Raw genomic sequence first — 4,215 nt, 5'->3', positions numbered from 1 at the left:
CAGGCAGGCTAGCGCGGAGGCACACACGGCGAGCTTCGACCGCCCCACAAGCAGCACCGTGGCCAGCGCGAACAGGCCACCAGTGGGGGTGAGTGAGCAGCCCCAGATAGCCAGAATCCGCCCGGGGCCACGGCAGAAAGCCACCGCGGGCAGCAGCCATGCAACCATGGCTAGGGACCACTGGCCCTGCAGGAGGCGTTCCACCACGAAGGGGTTCCACACGGCCACCGTCATGGCGGCGGCGCGGGTCCAGGGGGATGAGCCAAAGCGCGAACCCACCCACGCCGCCATCCCAGCAGCAGTGGTGACTGCAATGGCAACGAAGAATGTCGCCGGTACCGCCATGCCGATCACCGCCAACACGGCATCCTGCGGCACATTCCGGGCGGCTAAGTCCCCGAAGCCCAGGGACGCATGGGTGAGGTAAGGGTGGGGCAGAACCATCATGTCGCGGGCAGCCAACGCCGCGCCGGGGCGTGCGAAGACGAACCAGAACGGCCAGGTGAGCGCCCCAACGAGGAAGGTCCCCCACGCGATGAGCAGCGCGCGACTAAGACCGCCGGACAAGAATGATCAATCCCATGATGGCGGCCAGGACAGCAAGAACACGTCCTGCGAGGGCGAGGAATTGCAGCCACCACAGAATGCGGACGCGGGAGGTGGCTTCGTCGACAAGCTTGTCCTGGGTGCTCGCAGCAAGAGTGACCTCCCCGTCCGCGGTTGTGCGGGTGGCAGCCACAACACGACCGGTGCGGCGCTCCACGTCAAAAGTGCGGGTCACTGGGTCAGGAGAGTCAGCAGAATCAGTCGCGCCGAATTCGCCCGAGAACCTCAGCGCACGCAGCCCGTCGACTTCAACGCGTCCGACGTAATCAAGGGGCGCGGTGGTGCCGGTGGGGACGTCGTAAAACGCAAAGCTACGGTGCTCCGGCTCCCACGGGAAGAAAAACACCAGGCCGTGAGGGGTTTCCATGGAGTAGCGGGAGATCTCCATCTGCTCATCGCCCACCGTCACCATGGCATCCTTCTTCGGGCCGGTGACGTTGAAGACCTCGCGGGTGCCATCGCTCCATTCCACAACATGTTCGCCGTTGGCCAGTGGTTTCATGGAGCCGATCACCGGGGGTGCGACAAAGTTGCCTAGCGCGATGCTGAGCACAAATACCGCTAGGCACCACCACAGTCGCTTCATGGGTCTCCTTTACACTTGGAGTATCTCGAACCCTAGCACGCGCCTACCGGAGCTCGAGGGCCTGCGGGCGGTCGCGGCCCTCGGGATCCTTATCACGCATATTTCCTTTCAAACGGCACTCGGTTCCGCGATTCTGGAACGCTTCGATTTCTTCGTCGCCGTCTTCTTTGCGCTGTCCGCATTTTTGCTCGTGCGCGGCACACATGGGCCGGGCTATTATCGGCGCCGCTTCGCACGCATCGCACCTGGTTATCTGGTCTGTGTGAGCGTGGTCATGGTAGCGCTGCCCGCGTTGAGCGGGATCACGCGCACCCAAGTTCTGGCCAACCTTTTCCTCGTGCAGGTCTACGTCCCGGACGGTCTCGTCGCGGGGCTTACCCACATGTGGTCGCTGTGTATCGAGGTCGCGTTTTACCTCATTCTCCCCGCTTATCTCGCCCTGCGCACGAGCGGCCGCATCGTTGCTCTCATCGTTGCGGTTGCGTGCAGTGTGCTGTGGCCTTGGCTTATCGACGCCCCCTTTCCCCTCAATCTCCAAACCACCCCACCCTCCTACATCCCCTGGTTCGCGGTGGGTTTGGTGTGCGCGGAGGTGGAGCGCTACCGCCTTGTCGGGCCGGTGAGGAACCTGCGATGGCGGTGGATCGGGCCAATGCTTGGCTTGGCCGTGGCGTGGCTGGCTAGCCGCGAGTGGGTGGGCCCGCGCGGGTTGGTGCATCCGAGTCCGGCGGAGTTCAACGCGCGCATTCTTCTGGGTGCGCTGTTCGCCGCCTGCTTCCTAGTGCCGTTTGCACTCTGGCCAGCGAGGAAAGGGGAACGCACTGCCCTTTCGAGTGCGGTGCTCACCGCACTCGGAAGGTGGTCCTATGGGATCTTCCTGTGGCACGTGGCGGTGTTAGATATTGCTTTCCCGGTGCTGGGTGTCCGAATGTTCAGTGGGGGGCCAGTGGACTTTGTTCTTGTGCTCATTTTCACCGTGGCCGTGTCTGTGGCGGTGGCCTACGTCAGTTACGAGCTGGTGGAAAAGCCCGCTTCCCGCCTGATCCGGCAAGGCTGGCCAACACCGCGCACCCAGCCAGCGCAATCGCCAGGGAATCCCCCGCATAATTCCCCGCCGGCCACGGTGCCCGGGCAAGCCACAGCCCCATAACCATCGTAGCGCCCCCACCGAGGAGCCACGTGGGGATGAGGGTGAAGCGCCTCATCGCCATCACCCCGGCCCAGACAACCACGCCGAGGGCGCCCGCGCAGATGCCAACGGCGGCGAGTGTGGCGGCGGTGGTGAGGTAGGGGAGTTCGGTAGGGGTGTGTGCGGGTGCTGTTTCCGGGCGGCGCCAAGAAGCAAAAGCGCACAAGATCAGCGTCAGTGCGCTGAGTGCGCCACCGCCAAGCAAGCTGGCGCGGTAAAAACCTGAACCCGCGAAGCTCAAGGTGAATTCGCCGGCCACACCCGCCGGGACGATGAAGCCCTGCATGCCGGAATCGACCTTCACGGGTTCCAGCTGCGTGTCGCCGATGGTTCCGCGCAGGCCCTCGTTGAACGCGCGGGTGGTCAGGATGATCTGCTCCTCATCGCTGGCGTTGACAGTGTCGGTGAAAGGGGTCCACTTCTCGGTGGGGACGGGTGTGCGGGTCAGCGTGACCGTCTCTGCATCACTGACCAACTCGTGCCGGCCGGCGGGGAGGATGAGGGGGCCGGGGTGGTGAGGGGTGCCGTCGATAAGCGAGTGCGCACTGAGCTCCCACTGGGAGTCGGCGGCAGTGGTGAATGCGCGTTGGAGAACATCCGTTTCGGGCATGAGGCGCTGGAAGAGGTACGTGTCGCCGGTGCCGGGAACCTCGACGATGCGGTGGACGGGCGCGTCGAGGCTTAAGCCCACGGCATCGTGTGGGAATAAGGTGAGAGGGCTGGAGCCGGTGACGGTGATTGGCTTCTTGGCTTTGAGGGCATGTTCTTCGTCACCGTCGGAGCTGGTCACGGTGAGTTTTGTAGCTTTAGTGGAAGTGACCGTGATGCTTATCGGGCCTGGTTCCGGTGTGGCGACCTCGATCCATGGGTCCGTATCACCCGGCGCGGGGTGCCAGAACGTGTCCTCCAAGTCGTCTACGGCGGCGGTGAGAGATTGCGATGGGATGGCGCCGCCGAAGCTGCCCGCGTCCGCCGCGGAGCTGGACGCACGGACCGTGCCGCCCGTTTCACGCACACCCACCCTTTGGCCGGCAGAAGGGTAATCCACCTGCTTGTTTCGCACATTGCCGCCTTCTAGCGGGCTGGCGGGATTGGGTTGCAAGTGTGCCGAGACCGGGCCGAGCAGCGTGCCGTAATTGCGCTTCACTAGCGCGGGGGTGTCGGTGATGATGTCCGCTTGATCCTTGTTGGTGAGCGTGCGTGGCTGGTAGCCGAACTCCTTGTCCAGCAGGGGCAGGACCTCCCCGCCGCCGTTGACAGTGGTGAGGGTGCTCGCCGGTGCGATCATCATCCCGCGGTTGGGGTCGAGGACGTGGATGTCAATGTCGCCGAAAGTCACCGTTGGCGTGCCGAAGGCCTTAGTGGATTCCGTGCCCCTGTCCGGATACTGCTCCGGGTCGAGGTCATTGCGCACCACCACGGCACCTACCCCGATAGCACGCAAAGCCTCGGGCGAGAGTGCTGTGACCTGCCCGTCAAGGCCACGGATCGCCTCCGGATCAACCAAAGGCACCGCGTCGCGTACTGCGAAGGGGACGTGCGTGAGCGCCTGGATTGGTTCATCGCGCGTCCACCCCCAGGTCTGCCGCGCGAAGGACGCCTCCGGTACAACGAGCGTCCGTGTGCCCGCCATGTTGTTGTTCAGGTACTCTGCCGCCGCGAGCCAATCCGGGGAGATTTCCTTCCAGGTCCCGGTGGGTGCCAAGCGAAAGGACCACGCTGGGGCCACAGCGATGACCGCTGCGAGTCCAACGGCGACCGCTGCCGGCAGTTTCACGCGCGCGAGCACCGCTGCCACGCCCATGACCAGCGGCAACCGGACCAGCGGGTCGAG

2 protein-coding genes and 2 pseudogenes are annotated in these 4,215 nt (G+C 64.5%); 1 reads left to right on the top strand and 3 read right to left on the bottom strand.

Annotation, left to right across the window (positions count from 1 at the left end):
* Together F4V54_RS10240 and F4V54_RS10235 are read right to left on the bottom strand one after the other, a co-directional pair.
* A pseudogene (locus F4V54_RS10240) lies at positions 1-567 on the bottom strand (hypothetical protein); the annotation flags it as partial.
* Positions 551-1,192 carry a porin PorA family protein gene (locus F4V54_RS10235; RefSeq protein ID WP_150387069.1) on the bottom strand — a complete coding sequence of 214 codons (642 nt, stop codon included), beginning with the start codon at positions 1,190-1,192 and terminating at the stop codon, positions 551-553. The gene F4V54_RS10235 and the pseudogene F4V54_RS10240, both read right to left, overlap by 17 nt.
* On the opposite strand from F4V54_RS10235, the gene F4V54_RS10230 reads away from it, so the two are divergent.
* Positions 1,191-2,342, top strand: a complete 1,152-nt coding sequence (locus F4V54_RS10230; RefSeq protein WP_150387068.1) for an acyltransferase family protein — start codon at positions 1,191-1,193, stop codon at positions 2,340-2,342. The genes F4V54_RS10235 and F4V54_RS10230 overlap by 2 nt on opposite strands.
* Before the next feature lie 1,144 nt (positions 2,343-3,486).
* Here the strand turns inward: F4V54_RS10230 and F4V54_RS11800 are convergent.
* Positions 3,487-4,206, bottom strand: a pseudogene (locus F4V54_RS11800) (alpha-(1->3)-arabinofuranosyltransferase domain-containing protein); the annotation flags it as partial.
* Positions 4,207-4,215 lie beyond the last annotated feature (9 nt).

Source organism: Corynebacterium tuscaniense (assembly GCF_008693065.1).
In the GTDB taxonomy this organism is placed as follows: Bacteria; Actinomycetota; Actinomycetes; order Mycobacteriales; family Mycobacteriaceae; genus Corynebacterium; species Corynebacterium tuscaniense.
Note: the sequence above shows the minus strand (reverse complement) of the source record. Positions and strands in the feature narration are given on the sequence as shown.

Excerpts from the sequence above, each read along its gene's own strand:
- F4V54_RS10230 (WP_150387068.1), top strand. The coding sequence starts at position 1,191 with ATGGGTCTCCTTTACACTTGGAGTATCTCGAACCCTAGCACGCGCCTA.
- F4V54_RS10235 (WP_150387069.1), bottom strand. The coding sequence starts at position 1,192 with ATGAAGCGACTGTGGTGGTGCCTAGCGGTATTTGTGCTCAGCATCGCG.